Raw genomic sequence first — 20752 nt, 5'->3', positions numbered from 1 at the left:
TCGCCTATCGGCCCGCGCTCGCCAGCATCGCCCCGAGCAGCACGTTGGCGCCGGCCTCCAGATGCTCGGGACGCGCGTCCTCGATCTCGTTGTGGCTGATGCCGTCCTTGCACGGCACGAAGATCATCGCCGTGGGCGCCACGCTCGCGATATACACCGCGTCGTGCCCCGCACCCGTGACGATGTCCTGATGCGTGTAGCCGCGGGCACCGGCTTCTTCCCTGACGTGGGCCACCAGCGATTCGGCAAACGGCGTCGGCGGAAAGTGCTGCACGTCCACGACCTCCACCGCCAGCGCGGTGCCCGTGGTCTGGCCCGACTGCAACCGCGCGCAGGCATCGCGGAAGCGCGCATCCATCTCCGCAAGCCGGTCCGCATCCTGATGACGCAGGTCCACCGAGAACGTGACCGCGCCGGGAATGACGTTGCGCGACGACGGATGCACGTCCACCACGCCCACGGTGCCGCGGCCATGCGGCGCATGGTCGTTGGCGATGCGGATGACTTCCTGCATCAGGAACGTCGCGCCGTATAGCGCATCGCGCCGCAGCGGCATCGGCGTGGGGCCCGCATGCGCCTCCATGCCCGTCACGGTCACGTCATACCACCGCAGGCCCAGCGAGCCCGTGACCACGCCGATGATGTTGTCGGCCGCTTCGAGGATCGGTCCCTGCTCGATATGCGCCTCGAGGTAGGCGCCGATCGGCCGGCCGCCCACGGGGAGCTCGCCCGCGTAGCCGATGGCCCGCAGTTCGTCCGCCACGCGCTTGCCGGCGGTGTCGGTGGCGGACAGCGCCACCTCGAGCGGGAACTTGCCCGCGAACACGCCCGACCCCATCATCACGGGCACGAAGCGCGTGCCTTCCTCGTTGGTCCAGATCGCCAGTTCGAGCGGCGCTTCCGTCGTGATGCCATGATCGGCCAGCGTGCGCATGACCTCGAGCCCGGCGAGCACACCGAAACAGCCGTCGAACTTGCCGCCCGTGGGCTGGGTGTCGATATGGCTGCCCGTCATCACGGGCGGCAGGCTGTCGTTGCGGCCCGCGCGGCGGCCGAAGATATTGCCGACCCGATCGACCGTCACGGTCAGTCCCGCCTCGCGCATCCAGCGCGTGACGAGGTCCCGCCCCTGTCCATCGAGCGCGGTCAGCGCAAGCCGCGCATTGCCGCCCTTCGGCGTGGCGCCAATTTCCGCGAGTGCCATCAGCGACTGCCAGAGCCGCTTGCCATCGATCCGCATCGTTGTCATCTTGCCTCCGGCCTAGACGGTCGCCGGCACGAAGCCGGCAAGGAATGCCTCGAGCGCAAGGCCGATCGCATCGACCTCGTAGCCGCCTTCCTGCACGACCACGGTCGGCACGCCGAGCGCGTGGATGCGTTCGCCGATGCCGCGGTACGCGTCGAGCCCCACGCGCAGCACGCTGATGGGGTCATGGATGTACGTATCGAATCCGAGCGCGAGCACGAGTGCCTGCGGACGATAGTCGCGCAACGCGTCGAGCGCGCTGTCGAGCGCCGCGAGGAATCCCGCATCGGCGGTGCCGTGCGGAAGCGGGAAGTTGAGGTTGTAGCCGTAGCCCGCGCCATGGCCGCGCTCGGTCGCATATCCGGTATAGAACGGGTAGTAGCCGTTGGGGTCGGCATGCAGCGAGATGGTCATCACGTCGGAGCGCTGATAGAAGATCTGCTGCGTACCGTCGCCATGGTGCGCATCGACGTCGAGGACCGCGACCTTGTCGAAGCGCTGGAGCAGCGTCTGCGCCGCGATGGCCGAGTTGTTGACGTAGCAGAACCCGCTCGCGCGATCCGTATGGGCATGGTGGCCCGAGGGCCGGCATAACGCATAGGCCAGGCCACCCGCGTCGGGCGCGGAGACGTGCCGCGCGGCCGCCACCGCGCTGTGGGCCGAGCGTTCGATCGAGCGCCAGCTATCCGGCCCCAGCGGGCAGCTCAGGTCCCCGAGGTAATAGCCGGTCTGCGCGATGATGCTGTCCGACGGGCATGGCGCGCGCCGCGTCTGGTCGATGCGGCCGCTGTGGTACGGCGAAAGGTTCGGCAGAACCTCGATACCGGGCTCGAGCGTCGGCGACGCCAGCGCCATCCAGCGCGCATAGGCCGTGGACAGGAATTCGAGATAGGCCGGGCTGTGCACCGCCTCCAGCGGCGCGCGTCCGTAGTCCGGCGGCGCGCTGACGGCGATGGACCGCGCGGCGAGCGCGCGCTGGAGCGCGGCCGCGCGGGCGGGAACGTCGGTCGGTTCGCATAGCCGGCCGACGCGCATGAACTGCCGGGGCTGATGCAATAACTGGTCATCCGAGAAGAAGGCGCGCATGGTCGGTGGCATGGTCGGTGAAGGATGCGGTCTTCATGCGCCGCCGGGCGTTTCCGACGGCGTCTTGAATTCGATCTCGACGAACACGCACTCGCCATCGTGACCGTTGATCACGTTGTGCTCGACGCCCGCGGGCCGGTAATAGGCGCGGCCGGCGACGAGGTCGCTCGTGACCTGTCCCGCGGGGGTCTCCAGCAACAGCGGGCCGCTCGTCATGGGCACCACCACGTAGTCGTAGCCGTGGCGATGGTGGCCCGTTTCCGCGCCACGCGCGAAGCGCCATTCGGTGACGGTCACGCGTTCGTTATCGACCTGCACGGTCGGGACTGCCTGGGGTCGGGTCATCGTTCGCCTTATCGCGTCAATACGTCTTCAAGAATCTCGAGGCCTTCGTTCATCACGGCGTCCGGAATCGTCAGCGGAAACAGGAAGCGGATCACGTTGCCGTACACGCCGCACGAGAGCAGAAGCAGGCCACGTTCGAGCGCGCGGTTCTGGACCTCGCGCGTGAACTCGGGATCGGGGCTGCCGTCGGCGCGGCGGAACTCCACCGCGACCATCGCGCCGAGCCCGCGCACTTCGGCCATCTGCGGCACGCGCGGCCTGAGGCTCTTGAGCCGGGTCACCAGACGCTCGCCGAGTTCGGCGCCGCGCGGAATCAGCTGCTCGGACTCGAGCACGTCGAGCACCGCCAGCGCGGCGGCCACCGCGAGCGGATTGCCCGCATAGGTGCCGCCGAGGCCGCCGGGCGCAGGCGCATCCATGACCTCCGCGCGCCCGCACACCGCGGACAGCGGCATGCCGCCGGCCAGGCTCTTCGCCATCGTGGTCAGGTCCGGCACGACGTCGTAATGCTCCATCGCGAACAGCTTGCCCGTGCGGCCGAAGCCCGTCTGGACTTCATCGGCAATCAGCAAGATGCCGTGCTCGTCGCAGACCGCGCGCAGCATGCGCACGAACTCGGGCGGCGCCACGTTGAAGCCGCCCTCGCCCTGCACGGGCTCGAAGATGATCGCGGCCACGCGGCGCGGATCGATATCGGCCTTGAACAGATGCTGGAGTGCCTTGCTGGCGTCCTCCACGGTCACGCCCTGCAGCGGCGACGGGAACGGCGCGTGATAGACCTCGCCCGGGAACGGACCGAAGCCGACCTTGTACGGCGCGACCTTCCCCGTCAGCGCCATGCCCATCATCGTGCGGCCATGAAAGCCGCCCGAAAACGCGATCACGCCGGGACGGCCCGTGGCCGCGCGCGCGATCTTGATCGCGTTCTCGACCGCTTCCGCGCCCGTGGTGAAGAAGGCCGTCTTGCGCGCGGAGCGGCCCGGCGCGCGCTGGTTGATGCGCTCGGCCAGCTCGACGTAGCTCGCGTACGGCACGATCTGATACGCGGTGTGCGTAAAGCGCTCCAGCTGCTGCTGGAGCGCGGCCACGAGCTTCGGATGACGATGGCCCGTGTTCAGCACGGCGATGCCGGCCGCGAAGTCGATATAGCGCTTGCCCTCGACGTCCCAGATCTCTGCATTCTCGGCACGCTCGGCGTAGAAGTTGCACATGACGCCCACCCCGCGCGGGGTGGCGGCATCCTTGCGGCGCAGCAGTTCGGCATTCTTCATATTGTGGCTCCAGATGGATGAGGGGGATTACGCGGCCGCGCGCACGAGCGTCGGATCCCAGGCCTTGCCCGGAATCGCGTCGATCAGGCGGCGCGTGTAGTCGTGACGGGGCGCATCGAAGATCTGTGCGGGAGGCCCGGCCTCCACCACGCGTCCGCGATGCATGACGATGACCTCGTGGCAGATCTGCGCGGCCACGCGCAGGTCGTGCGTAATGAAGATCAGCGCGATATCGAGCCGCTTCTGCAGGTCGGCCAGCAGCGCGAGCACCTGCGCCTGCACGGAGACGTCAAGCGCCGACACCGACTCGTCGGCCACGAGCACGCGCGGCTCCAGCGCGAGCGCGCGCGCGATGCCGATCCGCTGGCGTTGCCCGCCCGAGAACTGGTTCGGATACCGGTCGAACGCCGAGGCCTCGAGGCCGACCAGTTCGAGCAATTCGCGCGTCCGCGCATAGGCGGCCTCGCGCGGCACGCCGCACGCGATCGGCCCGTCGGCGATGATGCGTCCCACCGTATGGCGCGGATTCAGCGAAGCGAACGGGTCCTGGAAGATCATCTGCACCGCGCGCCGCATCGGCCGGAACTGCCGCTCGGACAGGCGCGCGAGGTCGTGGCCGTCGAACAGGATTTCGCCGCCATCGACGCCGGTCAGCTTGAGCAGGCACTTGCCGATCGTCGACTTGCCCGATCCCGACTCGCCGACGATGCCGAGCGTCTCGCCGCGGCGCACGCGAAAGCTCACGTCATCGACGGCATGGGTCACGCGCTTCTTTGCGAACAGGCCGCCGCCGGAAACGTAGGTCTTGCGCAGGTGGCGGACCTCGAGCACGGTGCCGTCGTCGGCATGGCCGCCATCGCGTGCGCGGCCGTGCGGAACCGCGCCGATCAGCCGGCGCGTGTACGGATGCCGCGGATCGTTGAGCACCTGCTCCGCGCTGCCGAGTTCGACGAGCACGCCCTTCTCCATGACGGCGACGCGATCGGCGATCTCCGCGACCACGCCGAAATCGTGGGTCACGAACATGACGCCCATGCCCTTCTCGGCCTGGATGCGCCGGATCAGCGCGAGGATCTGCGCCTGCGTGGTGACGTCGAGCGCGGTGGTCGGCTCGTCGGCGATCAGCAGCGCGGGCTCCAGCGCAAGCGCCATGGCGATGACCACGCGCTGGCGCTGGCCGCCCGACAGCCGGAACGGGTAGCTATGCACGATCGTGGCCGGATCGGGTAAGCCCACGAACGCAAGCAGCTCGAGCACGCGGCGCGCGCGGGCCTCGCCCGGATACTCGCGATGCACGCGCATGACTTCGGCAATCTGGTCGCCGATCGTCATCACCGGATTGAGCGCCGACAGCGGCTCCTGGAACACCATCGCGATGTCCTTGCCGCGCATGCCGAGCAACTTGGCCTCGTCCTGCGCGAGCAGGTCCTGGCCGCGGAACAGGATCTGGCCGCGCTCCGGCTTCAGGTAAGCCGGTAGCAGGCCCATGATGGCATTGGCGCTCATCGACTTGCCGGAACCCGATTCGCCGACGATGCACAGGATTTCGCCCGCGTGCAGGTCGTAGGAGATATCGCGGACCGCATAGGGACGATCGCCGCCGGGCGGCAATGCGATGGACAGGTCGCGGATCGACAACAGCGGCTGGGCCTGGATGACTGACATGGAATCCCTCTCGCGTATCGTCTGCTTACTCGCCGCGCCGGCGCAGCTGGGGATTCATGGCATCGTTGAGCCCTTCCCCGATCAGGTTGATGGCCAGCACGGTGAGCAGGATGGCCACGCCGGGCCAGACGCTCATCCACCAGGCCTCGCGGATCATCGTGCGCGCGGCGCCGATCATGAAGCCCCAGCTCATCATGTTGCGGTCGCCGAGCCCGAGGAACGACAGCGCCGACTCGGTCAGGATCGCCGTCGCCACCATGAACGAGGCCGACACGATGATCGGCGACATCGCGTTGGGCAGGATCTGCGTCACGATGATCCGTAACGGACGCTGCCCGATGACGATGGCGGCCTGCACGAACTCGCGCTGCTTGAGCGTCAGGAACTCGCCGCGGACGAGGCGCGCGACCGGCGGCCACGACACGACCGAGATCGCGCCCACGATCGAATAGATCGATGGGTTGAAGATCGCGACGATCACCACGGCCATCGCCAGCTGCGGAATCGTCTGGAAGAACTCGGTGAAGCGCATCAGCGCATCGTCGATGCGGCCGCCGCAGTAGCCGGCCACCGCGCCGATCAGCACGCCGAATACGAGCGCGACCGCGGTGGAGATCACGCCCACCAGCAGCGACACGCGCGCGCCATAGAGCAGGCCCGCCGTGATGTCACGTCCGAGCATGTCGGTGCCGAACGGGTAGGCCATGTCCGCGAACGGATGAATCAGCGGATCGCCGACCATCATCCACGGGGACTCTTCGTACAGCAGCGGCGCGAGGAACGACACCGCCACCACCGCGAGCAGTACCACGAGGCCCGCGACGGCACCGACATTGCGGCAATAGCGTCGAAGGAACGATTTCATGCGGCGGCCTCCCTGCCCCCGACGGCGATGCGCGGGTCGATAGATCGATAGAGGATGTCGGTCGCGAGGTTGAACACCACCACGAGCGCCGACGTCACGAAGAAGATGCCGAGCAGCAGCTGATAGTCGCGCTGCAGCAGCGCGTCGAACATCAGCCGGCCGATGCCGGGCCACGAGAACACGGTTTCGGTCAGCACGGCGCCACCGGCCATCTGGCCCAGCTGGATGCCCGCGAACGTGATGACCGGCAGCAGCGCGTTGCGCAGCACGTGCACGCGGATCACGCGCCGCGCGGGCACGCCTTTCGCGCGCGCGGTCTTCACGAAGTCCATGCCCATGACCTCGAGCATCGACGCGCGCGTCAGCCGCACGTACACGGCCATGAAGAAACAGCCCAGCGATACCGTCGGCAGCACCATATGGAGCGCGATGTCCCGCACGCGCGCGAAGCCCGTGTAGCCAGCACCGACCGACTCCATGCCGAACGCGGGCAGCCAGCCGAGCACGACGGAGAACAGGATGATCGCCATCAGCGACAGCCAGAACAGCGGCGTCGCATAGAGCAGCAGCGCGCCGGACATCACCGCGCTGTCGATCCAGCGGCGCCGGTTCTCGTAGCGGGTGCGCGCGGCAATCACCCCGAGCAGCACGCCGAGCACGATCGAGAACAGAAACGCCCCACTCATCAGCAGGAACGTCGCGGGCAGGCGGTCCAGGATCAGGTCGAGTACCGGCAGGTGATTGCGATACGAGTAACCGAGATCGAGGTGCGCCACGCCCTTCAGATAGATCGCCAGCTGCGTGACCACGGGCTTGTCGAGGCCGAACTGCTCGCGCAGTTGCTGCACATAGGCGGCATCGCCGGCGCCGGCCTCACCGGCCATCACCGTGGCCGGATCGCCGGGCGCGAGGCGGATCAGAAAGAAATTGATGATCACCACGCCCAGCACGACGACCAGCGCCTTGCCGAGACGGGACAGGAAGAAGGACACGAAATTCACGGCGCACGCTCCGTCAACGATGTCCCCCCGCCATCTGGCGAGGGGACGGACTCGCTCAGGTCTTCTCGATCTCAGTTCTTCTCGATCGATACGTTGTCGAACGACTCGTTGAGACCGATCGCGGTGGTCACGAGGTTCTTCACGTTCTTGCGATAGAGCGTCGGGAACTCGATCTCGAACAGGTTCGCATTGGCCACGTCGTTCACGAGAATGCGCTGCACCTCGCTATAGAGCTTCTGGCGCTCGGCGGGATCCATCGTCACGCCGGCCTTCGTCCACAGCTCGTCGGCCTGCGGATTGTTGTAGCCCTGCACGTTCGCGAACGGCGTGCCCTTGACGATATTGCGCGCCACGTAGAGCCGCTCCACGCCCAGCGCGGGGTCGCCGTACTGGTACGTGTACGTGATGGTCATATCGAAGTCCCAGTTGCCCACGCGCGCGGCCCACGTACCCGCGTCGGCGGATTCGATGCTGACCTTGAAGCCGAGCGGCTCGAGCATCTGCTTCACGTACTCGTCGAGTCGATCCCAGTTGGCGCCGTACGACGTCGAGAGGATCTTGATCGGGTACTGGCCCACGTCCACGCCCGACGCCTTGATCTCCTCGCGCGCCTTCTTGAGGTTGAACTCGAACTGCGGAATGTTCTTGTCGAAGAACAGCGTGCTGGACGCGAACGGGCTTACCGCGGGCTTGCCCATGCCGAAGAAGATGTTGTCGACGATCAGCTTGCGGTTGAGCGCATGCATCACGGCCTGGCGCACCTTCACGTTATTGAACGGCGGCTTGCGTTCGTTGAGCAGCATGCTCGCCATCGGCGCGAACATCTCCCAGCCCTTGGTCGTGTACTCGACGTTGGGGATCGCGCGCAGGCGCTTGACGTCCACGTTGTCCACGTCGCCGCCGCGCAGCACCTGTACGTCGCCCTTCTCGAACGCGACCGCGCGCGAGGCCGAATCGGGAATCACGTAGAACACGAGCTCGTCGAGGTACGGCTTGCCCTTCTTCCAGTAGTTCGGATTCTTGACGAGCTTGATATACGCGCCCTTCTTCCATTCCTTGAACATGAACGGACCCGTGCCGACCGGCTTCTGGTTGGCCGGATTGTTCCGGTAGTCGGTGCCTTCGTACAGATGCTTGGGCATCATCGGCATCGTGCCGGTCTCGAACATCGAGATAAACGGCGGGAACGGTTCCTTGAGCTTGATCTCGACGGTCGTGTCGTTGACCGCGCGAATCGACGCCATGTACTTGTTGATGACCGCGCGCGTGCGCACGTGCACCTCGCGCAGCAGCTTGTCGATCGAGAACACCACGTCGGCGGACGTGAACGGCTTGCCGTCGTGCCACTTGACGCCGCTCTGGAGCTCGAACGTGTAGGTCAGGCCGTCCGGCGAGATCTTCCACGACTTGGCGAGTTCCGGCTGCGGCTTCAGGTCCGGCGAATAGGTGAGCAGGCCCTGGTAGATCTTGCCCGCGATGTACTGCGTGGGCGCCTGCGAGTTCATCGCGCTCACCAGAATCGGCGGCTCGGGCTGGACGATGCCCGACAGCGTGCCGCCCGCCGTCTGCGCGAATGCACTGGCGCTCGTAAAGCCCGCCACCACCGCGGCGGACGCGATGACCATGGACATCAGGCTCCCCCTGATGCGCGTCTTGCTGCCGACTGATTTCATGAGGCGTTTCATCGGTCGAATCCTTTTGTTCTGACGAATGTTGTGGACGAGTGAGGGCAACCGGTTGCGGCCGCTTGCGCGGGCCGTCAGCCGGGAAATGACTTCAGAGGTGAAAAACGATGGGCGGTGCGGTCAGTCCACGGCGGGCTCCACGCCACACCAGTCGTGCAGGAACAGTGCAAACGTGGTGGCCACGCGCACCATGCTGTCGATCGACACCGATTCGTCGATGCCGTGGATATTGCGCGCCTCGGGTCCGTAGCATGTGACCGGCGTATCGAGCGTCAGCCGGAAATGACGGGCGTCCGTGGTCGCGGTGGTCGCCTCGCGCGCGGGCGGCGTCCCGTGGACCTGTTCGTGCGCGCGCGCGAGCGCCTGCATGGGCGCGTTGTCGAGGTCGAACTCGCAACCCGGCGCGTGAAAGCCTTCGTAGCGAATATTCAGCGTGAGGTTGCTCGCGAGCCGCGCGAGGGTGTCGCGCACGCAGGCCGCCACCTGGGCCTTGGCGTCATCGACATCCATCTGCGGATAGAAGCCGATGCGCACACCGAGCGTGCAGGTGCACGGCACCGACGAGTTCCACTCGCCGCCCTGGATCTGTCCGAGATTGAAATTGATCGGATGCGCGTGATCGCGATACACGGCGGGCCGGTTCTCGGGCAGGTTCCACTGCGCCTCGAGCTTGCGCAGGTCCGCCATCACCGCAATGCCGGCCTCGATCGGATTGACGCCCGTCGTCATGTACGCGGCATGCGCGGGACGTCCCGTGAGCTCCACGAACATCCAGAACACGCCCATCTGCGCGCTCATCAGCCCTTCGCCCAGCGGCTCGGGGATCAGCACCGTGTCGAACGAGGCCAGCTTGCCCGCGCCCACGGCGCTGCGCAATGCGGCCACGGTCGCCAGCGCGCCGTTGCCGGTGTTCTCTTCCTCGAGCACGGCGTTGAAGCCGACCGCGCCCGCGGGCTGCACGCCAAGCGACTTCAGCGCCTTGAACGCGGCCAGCGCGCACACGATGCCGGCCTTCATGTCGCCGGCGCCGCGGCCGAACAGCCAGCCGTCCTCGATATACGGCGCGAACGGATCGCGGCGCCACATCGAGACGGGACCGGTGGGCACCACGTCGAGATGGCCGTTGAACAGCACCGAGCGGCCGCCGCGCGTGGCGGGACGATGCGTCGCCAGCAGGTTGTAGCGGCCGCCATCGGGACAGCACGACGGCGAATACAGCGGCAGGTCCTTCAGCGCCGCGGTGTTCAGCACGATGTGTTCCGACGGCAGGCCGAGGTCCTGCAGCGCGCGTTCCATGACGTCCACGGCCGGTTGCTCGTTGCCCGACGGACTCGGCGCCGCCACCAGATCGGACAGCGTTTCCACCATATACGGTACGAGTTCGCGAACGGCCTCCGCGATGGAAGCAGTTGTCAGGTTCGTAATGACCGCGCTTTGCGTCATGGGCACTCCCGGAAAAACAACATCGGCACGGATGGAAAATTAGCCGATGGTTGGTACCATCGGTAGGTCCATGTCTTCAATTTTGCGCGGGGCCACTTTGAAAGAGACACTGCTTTCGGAATTGCTGCTGCAACGGCTCGAACGTCCCGGCGGCGCGCCGGCCGAGAAATCGAGCGCGCATATGAATCGCCAGCTGTACGCGATCATTCGCGCGGAAATCCTTGCTGGCGCTGTGCCTGCGGGCAGCAAGCTCCCTGCGTCACGCGCGCTCGCGAAGGATATCGGGGTCTCGCGCAACACGGTGCTCTATGCGTACGAGCAGTTGCTCGCCGAGGGCTATGTCACGGCATCGAGCGGAAGTGGCACCTTCGTGTCGCATACCGTTCCCGACCATCGTGCATTGCACAACGGCAGTGCGCGTCATGGCACCATGAATGTGCCCGCATCGCAGGCCGGCACGCATCCACATACGAACCGCTCCGCGCTGTCGCGGCGCGGGCAGCATCTGGTCTCGCACGCGAGCGCATCGGATCGCCAGTGGGGCGCGTTCGTCGCGGGCGTGCCCGATGTCTCGCTGTTTCCGCACGGCGTATGGGCGCGGCTGCTGAACAAGCATTGGCGCAATCCCAGTCCGCAGCTGCTCACGTATGCGCACCACGGCGGGCACGCGCCGCTCAAGCAGCAGCTGGCCGAGCATCTGCGCGTGGTGCGGTCGGTGCGCTGCGAGCCCGATCAGATCGTGGTGACCACGGGCATCCATCAGGCCGTCGATCTGATCGCGCGCCTGCTGGCGGACCCTGGCGACCGCGCATGGATGGAGGACCCCGGCTACTGGGGCACACGCAGCCTGCTGCACAGCGCGGGCGTGGAACCCATTCCGGTGCCCGTCGATGAAGAAGGCATCGCGCCGGGTGCCGCGGCGCTGCAGGATCCGCCGCGCTTCATCTTCGTCACGCCGTCGCACCAGTATCCGCTCGGCATGATGATGAGCCTGTCGCGCCGGCGCATGCTGCTCGAATATGCGCGGCAGCGCGGCGCGTGGATCATCGAGGACGACTACGACAGCGAGTTCCGCTTCGAGGGGCGTCCCGTGGCCTCGCTGCAGGGGCTCGACGAGCACGACCGCGTGATCTACATGGGCACGTTCTCGAAGACGTTGTTCCCGGGCCTGCGCATGGGCTTCATGGTCCTGCCCAAGCCGCTCGCGCCGCATTTCGCGCTCGCGCTGTCCGAGCTCTATCGCGAAGGCCAGCTCGTGCAGCAGGCCGTGCTCGCGGACTTTATCGAGGAGGGCCATTACGCCACGCATATCCGGCGCATGCGTCAGCGCTACGCGCAACGGCAGGCGCTGCTGCGCGAGGCCATTGCCGCGCGCTTCGGCGCGGACTGGCCCACTTCCACGCACGAGGCGGGCCTGCATATGGTGATGCATCTGCCGCCGGGCGCGGACGACCTCGGCATCAGCATGGCGGCGCGCACGCAGGGCCTGTCGGCACGGCCGCTGTCGCGCTACTACACGGACGACACCCATGCGCAGCAGGGCCTGCTGCTTGGCTATGCATGCGTGCCCGAGGCCGAGATCGCGCCCGCGTTCCGCAAGCTCGCCGAGGTCATCGAGCCCGCGCTCGAGCATCTGGCGCGCACGCGCGAGCCGCGGCGCCCGCTGGCCGCGCGCATCAGCGAGGAGGCGTGGAGCGGCGCATGAAAAAAGCCGGCTTGCGCCGGCTTTTTTTATCGCTGAGGCAGATCAGACCACCACGGTCTGCGCCTGGCCTTCGGCGCGCTCGCGGATCTCGCCGATCTGGTACACGGCCTCGCCGGCCGCCTGCAGATGGCGAATCGCGCGATCGGCATCTTCCTTCGCCACGATCACGACCATGCCGATCCCGCAGTTGAACACGCGGTGCATCTCGGCGTCGGCCACATTGCCCTGCGCCTGGAGCCACTGGAACAGCGGCGGCAGCGTCCACGCGTCCTTCTGGATCACGGCGGTCAGGTTGTCGGCCAGCACGCGCGGCACGTTCTCGGTCAGGCCGCCGCCGGTGATGTGGGCCATGCCCTTGACGGGCAGCGTGTCGATCAGCGACAGCAGCGGCTTCACGTAGATGCGCGTCGGCGCCATGATCGCGTCCTGCAGGCGCTGGCCGTGGAAGTCGGCATTCAGGTCCGGACGCGCCACGTCGATGATCTTGCGCACGAGCGAGTAGCCATTGGAGTGCGCGCCCGACGAAGCGAGGCCCAGCACGACGTCGCCCGGGGTGATCGTGGTGCCGTCGATGATCTTGCGCTTTTCCACCGCGCCGACCGCGAAGCCGGCCAGGTCGTACTCGCCGTCCGGGTACATGCTCGGCATTTCGGCGGTCTCGCCACCGATCAGCGCGCAGCCCGACAGTTCGCAGCCGTGGGCGATGCCCTGGATGACGGTCGCGGCCGTGTCCACGTCCAGCTTGCCGCAGGCGAAGTAGTCGAGGAAGAACAGCGGCTCGGCGCCCTGCACGAGGATGTCGTTGACGCTCATCGCCACGAGATCCTGACCCACGGTGTCGTGGCGGTTCAGCTGGAACGCCAGCTTGAGCTTGGTACCCACGCCGTCGGTGCCGGAGACCAGCACCGGCTCCTGGAATTTCTTCGACAGCTCGAACAGCGCGCCGAAGCCGCCGATGCCAGCCATCACGCCTTCGCGCATCGTGCGCTTGGCAAACGGCTTGATCCGGTCGACCAGCGCGTCGCCGGCATCGATGTCAACACCGGCGTCGCGGTAGGAAAGGCCTGCCTGGCCGGTGGGCGAAGATGCGCTCATGAGAGTCCTGCTTGACTTGGAAGAGGTGGTCCGGACGGCCCCGCCCGGTCCCGTGTGACGCGGGAAGCAGGCAAGAGTCCAGTAGAATCGCGATTTTAACGGATACCGGCACCCGGCTTCCAGTACTGCCCGATTGCCCACCCGCCAGCTTCGCCCATTGCCTCACCGATGAACGCCCCCCTGCTCTCGCAAGACGTCAAGCGGATCCTTGTCTGGATCGCCGCGGCGGCCGCGCTTTTCGCCGCCATTCTGGCGCTGGCGCCCGTCCTGACGCCGTTTCTGTTCGCGTTCATCTTCGCGTACATCCTCAATCCGGGCGTGGACTGGCTGCAACGCCGCCGCGTGCCGCGCTTTATCGGCGTGACGCTGATGATCGGCCTGCTCGCCGTGATTCTCGTGCTGCTGGTCCTGCTGCTGATTGCCGTGCTCCAGCGCGAAATCCCGCAACTGCGCGATCAGCTGCCCGCGCTGCTGCACAAGCTGAACAACGTGGTGGCGCCGCGCCTCGCCGAACTGGGCGTGCGGGTCCGCTTCGACTTCCCGGGCCTGCGCAGCATGCTGTCGGACCGTTTCTCGGCCAGTCCCGAGGACCTGCTCACGATCATGCTGACGTACCTGCGCGTCTCCGGCTCCGCGCTGCTCGAGATCGGCGGCATGCTGTTCATCATCCCGATCGTCATGTTCTACCTGATGATGGACTGGCATATGGTCATGCGGCGCATCGAGCGCCTGGTGCCGCGCCGCTGGGTGCCGAAGGTCCGCGAACTGTCCAGCGAGACCGATGCCCTGCTGTCCCAGTACCTGCGCGGCCAGATCCTCGTCATGGTGATCCTCGCCGCGATCTATGCGGTCGGCCTGTCGGTCGCCGGCTTCGACGTGGGCGTGCCCGTCGGCATCTTCACCGGGCTGGCCGTATTCATCCCGTATATCGGCTTCGGGCTCGGTCTGGTGCTCGCGATCCTGGCCGCGCTGCTGCAATTCGGCAACTGGTACGGCATCGGGGCCGTCGCGGTGGTATACGGAATCGGTCAATTCGTGGAAAGCTTCTACCTGACGCCGCGTCTCGTGGGCGAGCGCATCGGCCTGCACCCGCTCGTGGTCATCTTTGCGCTGCTGGCATTCGGACAGCTGTTCGGTTTCTTCGGCGTGCTGCTGGCGCTGCCCACCTGCGCGGTATTGCTGGTCGGCGCGCGGCAGGTCCGGCGCGTCTATATCACGAGCGATCTGTATCGAAACTGAGCTTTCCAACCGTCATGTCTTCGCGTCCCAAGCAGCTATCGCTCGAACTCGGCAATCCGCCGCCGTCCACGTTCGAAAACTTCGTCGTGGCGTCGAACCGCGAGCCCGTGCAGCGCCTGCGCGAACTGCCGGAGGCCGTGGCGGCCGAGCATGCCGACGACCGCCTGATCTACCTGTGGGGCGAGGTCGGCTCGGGCCGGACGCATCTGCTGCACGCGCTGTGCGACGCCGGTTTCCATACGGGCCTGAACTGCCGTTACCTGAGCCCGCACCACGCGCTCGCCGATTTTATTTTCGACCCGTCCTGCCAGCTCTACACGGTGGACGACGTGGAATTGCTCGACGAGGCGCGGCAGATCGCCGTGTTCTCGCTGTATAACGAAGTGCGTGCACACGTTCGTACTGCGCTCGTCGTGGCGGGCGGTGCGGCGCCCCGCGTGATGCCCGTACGTGAAGATCTCCGCACACGACTCGGCTGGGGGCTCGTCTACCAGGTCGCGTCCCTGTCCGATGAGGACAAGATGGCCGCGCTGATCCAGGCCGCGCGCGAGCGCGGCCTGCAGCTGTCCCCCGAAATCCCGCACTGGCTCGTCACGCGCCACTATCGCGACATGCCGAGCCTGATGGCCCTGCTCGACGCGCTGGACACCTATTCCCTCGAGCGCAAGCGCGCGGTCACGCTGCCGCTGCTGCGCGAGATGTTCGCCGAACTACGGGAGTGACGCCGCCTCGGTTTCATCCTGCAACGCTCGTGCATCGCCCCCGCACCGGTCCGCCCGCCTGCCCCAATGAAGTCCGTAGCCGACCGGCTCATGCACCTTAAGGTAAAATCGCCGCCCATGAATCTGGCACTGTTTGACCTCGACCACACCCTGATCCCGACCGATAGCGACCACGAATGGGGCCGCTTCCTTGTCCGCATGGGCGTCGTCGATGAGGAATCCTATCGCCGCAGGAACGACGAGTTCTATGCGCAATACAAGGCGGGCACGCTCGACATCCAGGCGTTCCTGCGCTTTGCGCTGGCGCCGCTGGCCGCGAACCCGCGCGACCGCCTCGAGGAATGGCGCGGCCGCTTCATGCGCGAGGTCATCGACCCCGTCATCACGCCGCAGGCCCGCGCGCTCGTGTACAAGCACCTCGAAGCCGGCGACCTGTGCGCGGTGGTCACCGCCACCAACAGTTTCGTCACCGCGCCGATCACGGCCGCCTTCGGCATCAAGCACCTGATCGCGACCGAACCCGCAACCGCCGACGGCAAGCCCGACAGCGCCTTTACCGGCGAGGTGGCCGGCGTGCCGAGTTTCCGCGAGGGCAAGATCACGCGCGTCGAATCGTGGCTGAAGGGCCTGGGCGCGCGCTGGGAAGACTTCGGCACCACGACGTTCTACAGCGACTCCGCCAACGACCTGCCGTTGCTCGAGAAGGTCAGCGATCCGATCGCCGCCAACCCGGACGACCGCCTGCGCCACCACGCCGCCGCGGCCGGCTGGCGCATCATGGACCTGTTCTGACGTGATCAAGAAGCTCATCAACAGGCTCCTGGGCAAGCCAGGGCCCAAACAGCGTCTTCTCGGCCGCGCGCACACGCCGCGCATCGTCGGCGTGGAAGAACATCGCATCGATCCCTCGCTGATCTCGCGCAACGCGGTCAAGGTCACCTCCACGCTGCAGCAGGCCGGCTACCAGGCCTTTATCGTCGGCGGCGCCGTGCGCGACCTGCTGCTCGGCATCAAGCCGAAGGACTTCGACGTGGCGACCAACGCCACGCCGGACCAGGTGCAGGCGCTGTTCCGCCGCTCGCGCATCATCGGCCGGCGCTTCCAGATCGTCCACGTGACGTTCTACGGCGGCCGCGAGCAGGAGATCATCGAGGTCTCGACGTTCCGCGCCCTCGTGGACGCCGTGGCCAGCGAGACGCTGCCCGAGGGGCGCCGCCTCAAGCGCAGCGAGCTCGACAGCAAGACCCATGCGATCGATGCGTCGGGCCGCGTGCTGCGCGACAACGTGTGGGGCTCGCAGGCCGAAGACGCGGAACGCCGCGACTTCACGATCAACGCGATGTACTACGATCCGGCCGCGCAGACCGTGCATGACTACCATCACGGCATGGAAGACATCCGCGCGCGAACGCTGCGCATGATCGGCGACCCGGTCACGCGCTATCGCGAAGATCCCGTGCGGATGCTGCGCGTCGTGCGTTTCGCGGCCAAGACCGGCTTCACGATCGACGAACACACGCGCGAGCCGATCGCGGGCCTGGCCTCGCTGATCCACAATGTGCCGAGCGCGCGCCTGTTCGACGAGATGCTCAAGCTGCTGATGTCGGGCCACGCATGGGCTTCGCTGCAGGAGCTGCGCAAGGCGGGCCTGCACAAGGGCCTGCTGCCGCTGCTCGACGTTGCCATCGAGCAGCCGATGGGCCAGCGCTTCGTGCAGCTGGCGCTCGACAACACCGATCGCCGCGTGCAGGCCGGCAAGCCGGTATCGCCGGGCTTCCTGTTCGCGTCGTTGCTGTGGCACCACGTGCTGCAGCGCTGGGAGCGCCTGCGCGAGGAAGGTGAGCACCCCATCGCCGCGCTCAATACCGCGATGGACATGGTGCTGGAGAAGCAGACCGGCCAACTCGCGATCCAGCGCCGCTTCGTGACGGATATGCGTGACATCTGGGGCATGCAGCCGCGTTTCGAGAAACGCGTGGGCCGCATGCCGTTCCGGCTGCTCGAGTCGCCGCGTTTCCGCGCCGGCTTCGACTTCCTGCAACTGCGCTGCGAATCGGGCGAGCAGCCCGCGGAGATCGCGCAGTGGTGGGCCGACTTCCAGAATGCGCCGCCCGACCAGCGCGAGGATCTGATCGCCTCCGCGCGGCCGTCGCGCAACGCGCAGGCCGAGGCCGACGGCCCGGGCAGCGGCCCGGCAGGCGCCGTGAAGAAAAAGCGCCGTCGGCGCGGCCCGCGGAAATCGGATAAAGTCTCCACGCGGGGCGACACGGACGCGGCGGATGGGGGTCAGGCCGCAGAATCAGGGTCCGGCCGCGCCCAGCCGGAGGACACATAAATGACACTTGCCTATATCGGCATCGGCGCCAACATTGGCGATGCCCGCCAGGCACTGAAGGACGCGATCGTGTGCCTGGCCCAGCAGGTCGGCATCACGGTCGTGGCCAAATCCTCGTTCTATCGCACCGCGCCGGTCGACGCCGGCGGTGACGACTATTTCAACGCCGTGGTGAAGGTGGAAACACCGTTCACGGCGCCGCAGCTGCTTCGCATCTGCCATCACATCGAGGATCAGTTCGGACGCGAGCGGCCGTTTCGCAACGCGCCGCGCACGCTCGATCTCGACCTGCTGCTGTTCGGTGCCGACATCATCGACACCGAACCGCTGACGGTGCCGCATCCGCGCATCACCGAGCGCGCGTTCGTGCTGGTGCCGCTGGTGGAACTCGATCCCGAGCTCGTCATTCCGGGCCGCGGCCGCGCCGCCGATCATTTGCCGCGCGTACAGGACCAGCGCATCGAGAAGTTTTCCTCATGCAAGTGTCCGCGGCTCGCGCAACAGGGCGCCGCCGCTTCCTGAGCCGGTCCGCGCCGCGGACCTCGCCGTATTGCTGAATTCTTTCCAATCACGCGCGCCGACTCATGCTCGAACATCTCCGCCGCATCGTCATCGAAGGTCCCGTGGGTTCCGGCAAGAGCGCGCTGGCGCAGCGCCTCGCGCGCACCCTGCAGGCCGGCGAACTGCCGGACGGCGCGCGGCGCAGCCCGTTCCTGGAGCGGTTCTATCGCGAGCCGCAGCGTTATGCGCTGCCGATGCAGCTCTCCTGCCTCAACGCGCGCATCCAGCAGCTTGAACACTGGCACGCCGCGCTACTGGCCACGCAGCGCATGGTCACCAATTTCCTCTACGAGCGCGATCGCCTCTACGCGGCGCTGACGCTCGAGGCCGACGAACTCGCGCTCTACGATGCGCTGGCCGCGCGCATGCCGCCGCGTCCGCAACGCGCGGACCTCGTGATCATGCTGCAGGCCACGCCCTCGCTGCTGCGCGAGCGTATCGCGCGCCGCGGGCTGCCGGGCGAGTCCCATGTCGATGAAGCGTATCTGCAGCGCCTCGTCGATGCGTACGGCGAACTGTTCCATCGTTACGACGACGCGCCGGTCATGATCGTCGATACCGCGCATTTCAATCCGGTGGACAATGACGACGATTTCCGTACACTGATGTCGCGCATAGAAACGATGCGGGGCCGCAGAGCCTTCCTGAATTTCGCCGCGCGATAACGATACGGATTCCCATGAGCTACCTCCTCGACCCCTCCCGCAAGACCGTCACCCTTCCGAAGCTGCAGGCGATGCGCGATGCCGGCGAAAAGATCGTCATGCTGACCGCGTACGACTCGAGCTTCTCCGCGCTGCTCGATTTCTGCGGCGTGGAGGTGATTCTCGTCGGCGATTCGCTCGGCAACGTGATGCAGGGGCAGCAGACCACGCTGCCCGTCACGCTCGCGCACATGGTGTATCACACCGAATGCGTCGCGCGTGGCAACCAGACCGCGCTGCTGATGTCGGACCTGCCGTTCGGTACCTACGCCACGCCAGAGATGGCCTATGCGAGCGCCGTCGCGCTGATGCGCGCGGGCGCGCATATGGTCAAGATCGAGGGCGGCGAATGGCTGGCGCCGACCGTGCGCTTTCTCGTCGAGCGCAGCATTCCGGTGTGCGCGCATATCGGACTGACGCCGCAGTCGGTGCATGCGCTCGGCGGCTTCAAGGTGCAGGGCAAGACCGATGAGGGCGCGGCGCAGCTCAAGCGCGATGCGGTGTCGCTGCAGGAAGCCGGCGCGCAGATCGTGCTGATGGAAGCGGTGCCGGCCGCGCTGGCGGCCACGGTGACGTCGCTGCTGAAGGTGCCGACGATCGGCATTGGCGCCGGTGTCGATTGCACGGGGCAGGTGCTCGTGCTGCAGGACATGATCAATGTCTACCCGGGCCGCAAGGCGAAGTTCGTGCGCAACTTCATGGAAGGGCAGACGTCGATCGAAGGCGCGGTGCGCGCCTATGTGGCCGCGGTGAAGGATGGCAGCTTCCCCGCGCCGGAACACACGTTCTCGGCCTAGTACCGGCCCAGTACCCGGCCTAGTACCCGGCCTGGGACGCGTCCACGACGACCGCCGTCATCGCGCCGCGCAGCGCGTTGCATACCACCACCCGCTGCGCGCGCGCGAACATCGCGCGCGTGATCGTGGCCTCGCGAGCGGGGCCGTCGAGCGTCGCGTCGTCCTGCCAAACACCTTGGCTGACACCTTGTTCCAGTAGCTGTGCACGCATCACGCCCGGCAGGATGTCCGCCGACAGCGGCGGTGTCAGCCACTCGCCGTCGATCTTCGCGAACACCGAACTGCGCCCGCCTTCGAGCAACTCGCCCCGCGTGTTGAAGAACAGCCGGTCGAATGCGCCGCGCCGCTCCGCCTCCTGCCACCCCGCGTCGTAGACCGCGCGCGCGCTCGTCTTGTAGCGCCGCAGCGGATCCGCGTCGGGCAATGGCTCCGCCGCGATATCGACCGCTACCGGCTGCGCCAGCGGCACAAGCGCACCGCTCGCAAAGGCGAGCGTGCCCGACTTGTCCACGCTGACACGCAGACGCCAGTCGCCGTCGCCCAGCCGCACGGCCTCGGCCTGCACGGCGCGCGCCGCGGCTTCCGCATCGAATGCAAACCCGAACGCCGCCGCCGACGCGGCGAGTCGCGCCAGATGCCGCGACTGCGCGATGCACACGCCGTCGCGCGCGTGCATCGTCTCGAACAGCGTGAAACCCGGATCGTGCGCGGTAAGAAAACGCGCCTTCCAGCCGCATTCCGTATATTCGTCGGCCGCCACGCTGTCGTGCACGATGCCGCCGCCCACGCCCATCTCGCCGGCCCGCAAGCCGTCGGCCCCCATCGCATCGAGCACGAGCGTGCGAATCGCCACCGACATCGCGAACGCGCCATCGGGATCGAGCCAGCCGATCGCACCGGTATAAATGCCGCGCGGCGACGACTCGAGCGCCGCGATGATCTCCATCGTCCGGCGCTTGGGCGCGCCAGTGATCGACCCGCATGGAA

The 20752-nt window shown here is 67.0% G+C and carries 19 protein-coding genes; 8 read left to right on the top strand and 11 right to left on the bottom strand.

Features of this window, described 5'->3' with window-relative positions:
- Positions 1-4 precede the first annotated feature (4 nt).
- From AAHB16_RS21135 to AAHB16_RS21095, 9 genes are all read right to left on the bottom strand, one after another.
- Positions 5-1249, bottom strand: coding sequence for a Zn-dependent hydrolase (locus AAHB16_RS21135; RefSeq protein ID WP_342051899.1), 1245 nt, complete (start codon positions 1247-1249; stop codon positions 5-7).
- Positions 1250-1261: 12 nt separating this feature from the next.
- Entirely contained in the window at positions 1262-2332 is a 1071-nt protein-coding gene (locus tag AAHB16_RS21130; protein ID WP_342051898.1) for a histone deacetylase family protein, read from the bottom strand.
- A gap of 33 nt (positions 2333-2365) precedes the next feature.
- Entirely contained in the window at positions 2366-2677 is a 312-nt protein-coding gene (locus AAHB16_RS21125) for a cupin domain-containing protein (RefSeq protein WP_150370789.1), read from the bottom strand.
- A gap of 8 nt (positions 2678-2685) precedes the next feature.
- Positions 2686-3948, bottom strand: a complete 1263-nt coding sequence (gabT, locus tag AAHB16_RS21120; protein WP_150370788.1) for a 4-aminobutyrate--2-oxoglutarate transaminase — start codon at positions 3946-3948, stop codon at positions 2686-2688.
- A 27-nt stretch (positions 3949-3975) separates the two neighbouring features.
- Positions 3976-5613, bottom strand: a complete 1638-nt coding sequence (locus AAHB16_RS21115; RefSeq protein WP_342051897.1) for an ABC transporter ATP-binding protein — start codon at positions 5611-5613, stop codon at positions 3976-3978.
- A gap of 25 nt (positions 5614-5638) precedes the next feature.
- The gene (locus AAHB16_RS21110; RefSeq protein ID WP_342051896.1) at positions 5639-6478 is read right to left on the bottom strand and encodes an ABC transporter permease; all 840 of its coding nucleotides are present in this window, start codon (positions 6476-6478) and stop codon (positions 5639-5641) included.
- On the bottom strand, positions 6475-7479 hold the full coding sequence (locus AAHB16_RS21105; protein WP_342051895.1) for an ABC transporter permease: 1005 nt from the start codon (positions 7477-7479) through the stop codon (positions 6475-6477). Before AAHB16_RS21105 ends, AAHB16_RS21110 begins: the two co-directional genes overlap by 4 nt.
- A gap of 71 nt (positions 7480-7550) precedes the next feature.
- Positions 7551-9152, bottom strand: coding sequence for an ABC transporter substrate-binding protein (locus AAHB16_RS21100; protein ID WP_342051894.1), 1602 nt, complete (start codon positions 9150-9152; stop codon positions 7551-7553).
- A gap of 132 nt (positions 9153-9284) precedes the next feature.
- Positions 9285-10607 (bottom strand): ArgE/DapE family deacylase, encoded by a 1323-nt coding sequence (locus tag AAHB16_RS21095; RefSeq protein ID WP_342051893.1) that lies wholly within the window; start codon positions 10605-10607, stop codon positions 9285-9287.
- Positions 10608-10704: 97 nt separating this feature from the next.
- Between AAHB16_RS21095 and pdxR the strand changes: the two genes are divergently transcribed.
- Entirely contained in the window at positions 10705-12312 is a 1608-nt protein-coding gene (gene pdxR / locus AAHB16_RS21090; RefSeq protein WP_191002170.1) for a MocR-like pyridoxine biosynthesis transcription factor PdxR, read from the top strand.
- Between the two features lie 42 nt (positions 12313-12354).
- Here pdxR and purM read toward each other — a convergent pair whose 3' ends face one another.
- On the bottom strand, positions 12355-13407 hold the full coding sequence (purM, locus tag AAHB16_RS21085; RefSeq protein ID WP_150370781.1) for a phosphoribosylformylglycinamidine cyclo-ligase: 1053 nt from the start codon (positions 13405-13407) through the stop codon (positions 12355-12357).
- Positions 13408-13575: 168 nt separating this feature from the next.
- Between purM and AAHB16_RS21080 the strand changes: the two genes are divergently transcribed.
- The 7 genes from AAHB16_RS21080 to panB all read left to right on the top strand — a co-directional run bounded on the left by AAHB16_RS21080 (position 13576) and on the right by panB (position 19765).
- Positions 13576-14646 (top strand): AI-2E family transporter, encoded by a 1071-nt coding sequence (locus AAHB16_RS21080; protein WP_150370780.1) that lies wholly within the window; start codon positions 13576-13578, stop codon positions 14644-14646.
- 14 nt (positions 14647-14660) lie between these two features.
- Positions 14661-15368, top strand: a complete 708-nt coding sequence (gene hda, locus AAHB16_RS21075) for a DnaA regulatory inactivator Hda (RefSeq protein WP_150370779.1) — start codon at positions 14661-14663, stop codon at positions 15366-15368.
- A gap of 117 nt (positions 15369-15485) precedes the next feature.
- A complete protein-coding gene (locus AAHB16_RS21070; RefSeq protein WP_150370778.1) occupies positions 15486-16160 on the top strand; it encodes a histidinol-phosphatase in 675 nt (224 codons plus the stop codon).
- A 1-nt stretch (position 16161) separates the two neighbouring features.
- Complete coding sequence (pcnB, locus tag AAHB16_RS21065; protein ID WP_150370777.1) at positions 16162-17703, top strand: polynucleotide adenylyltransferase PcnB; 1542 nt, start codon at positions 16162-16164, stop codon at positions 17701-17703.
- Positions 17704-18225, top strand: a complete 522-nt coding sequence (folK, locus tag AAHB16_RS21060; protein ID WP_150370776.1) for a 2-amino-4-hydroxy-6-hydroxymethyldihydropteridine diphosphokinase — start codon at positions 17704-17706, stop codon at positions 18223-18225.
- Between the two features lie 62 nt (positions 18226-18287).
- Positions 18288-18929 carry a deoxynucleoside kinase gene (locus AAHB16_RS21055; RefSeq protein ID WP_150370775.1) on the top strand — a complete coding sequence of 214 codons (642 nt, stop codon included), beginning with the start codon at positions 18288-18290 and terminating at the stop codon, positions 18927-18929.
- A gap of 14 nt (positions 18930-18943) precedes the next feature.
- On the top strand, positions 18944-19765 hold the full coding sequence (panB, locus tag AAHB16_RS21050) for a 3-methyl-2-oxobutanoate hydroxymethyltransferase (RefSeq protein WP_150370774.1): 822 nt from the start codon (positions 18944-18946) through the stop codon (positions 19763-19765).
- Positions 19766-19784: 19 nt separating this feature from the next.
- On the opposite strand, the gene AAHB16_RS21045 is transcribed toward panB, so the two are convergent.
- The coding region (locus AAHB16_RS21045) for an aminotransferase class IV (protein WP_342051892.1) at positions 19785-20752 on the bottom strand (968 nt) is incomplete at its 5' end.

Origin of the sequence: Cupriavidus sp. OTU4054 (assembly GCF_038440175.1) — a bacterium.
Lineage (GTDB): Bacteria > Pseudomonadota > Gammaproteobacteria > Burkholderiales > Burkholderiaceae > Cupriavidus > Cupriavidus pauculus_D.
The sequence above is the reverse complement of the archived record's forward strand: the minus strand, read 5'-3'. Positions and strand labels throughout refer to the sequence as shown.